At 44.4% G+C, this 1,297-nt stretch carries 1 protein-coding gene; it reads right to left on the reverse strand.

Translation table 11 applies throughout. The features are described 5' to 3' along the window. Window positions 1-8: 8 nt before the first annotated feature. Window positions 9-1,202: an ISL3 family transposase gene (locus tag F0232_RS24885; RefSeq protein ID WP_105057510.1), complete on the reverse strand. Its 1,194-nt coding sequence runs from the start codon at window positions 1,200-1,202 to the stop codon at window positions 9-11. Window positions 1,203-1,297 lie beyond the last annotated feature (95 nt).

The following is a 1,297-nucleotide window of genomic DNA, read 5'->3' on the forward strand; positions in this document are numbered from 1 at the left end:
AAAAAGGTTCATCGCGGCTTTCCGGGGAAAGCCGCTTTTATCTTCAAGAAGAAGTAGTCTGTATCTCGATACCCATATCCCATTCGCTTGATTAGCTTTATCTTGTTGTTTATCCCTTCCAATGTGCAGGTGTTGAGCGGATAACTTGCCGATGCGAGAATGCCGTGAAGATAAGGACTCAGTTTTCGTGCGAACTCTTTTAATGGCTTAATCCCACTCTCTTGTACTTGTGCCCACCACGTATCCCAGAGCCCTTTGGCATGCACTTCTGATTCACAATACCAAAGCTCTTTGAGTTGTGCTCCGAGGATGTAAGTGGTCATTAAGTCCTTATTGATATTCAATATTTCTGTAAGATAGCTGTCTTGCTGTGTATTTAAGTTGCCCCTATTTTTCAACAACACCCAGCGTGAACGCTTGACCCATTGCCTCGCTTTTTTATCTTGCTTGAGTTTGTTGGCTTGGTCGACTCTGACTCTATCCATGACCTCACGACCGAACTTAGCAACAACATGGAATAAGTCGTAAACGATTTTTGCGTTCGGGCAATGTGCTTGAACTTCAAGGTCAAAAGCCGTATTCATGTCCATCGCGACCGCTTCGATATTATTGCCATGCTTGCCTAACAGCTCGAAGAACGGTCGTATGTCCTTGCGGCTACGGCCTAACCCTATCCAAATGACTTGGTGCGTCTTAGCGTCAGCAATGACCGTGGCATACCTATGTCCTTTAAAGATAGGGAACTCATCCATGACGAGTTGCCTTAGCCCCTCCCATTTCACTGACGGTACCACTCGTCGAAGTCGGCGTTTATCTATCTCTTTAATGGTGTGCCAATGTACGCTTGTTAACTGGGAGATATGCTTAATGGGAAGAAGAGGCAGCAGTTGTTCTATATAACTTTTTAAGCGCTTCGTTATACGAGCATAAGGCTCTAACCAAGATAGAGACTCTGTTTTTATGCCGCAGACACGACACTTAATTCTTCGTGTTTGAACGGAAAGTTCAACAGGAACACCGAGCAACATGGCCTCTTTTACATGACGCCATTGATACTCATGAATAGCCTCGGCCTCGAGACCACAAAGGCACTTAGCCTCAGAGTTGGGTTTAAGAGTCAGGGTAATAAGTGATGCTGTCTGGTGAGACTTTACTATATGAAAGCCTTCCCAGAATGAAGATAGGAAAGTATGATTCGGCATGAAAACGGTAGTTTGTGTATGATTTTTGTTTGGCGACTAAACCATATCACTTACTACCGTTTTTGTTTTTAGTTCCCGCTAATCCGCGATGAACC

The organism is Vibrio sp. T3Y01, assembly GCF_013114525.1.
In the GTDB taxonomy this organism is placed as follows: Bacteria; Pseudomonadota; Gammaproteobacteria; order Enterobacterales; family Vibrionaceae; genus Vibrio; species Vibrio chagasii_B.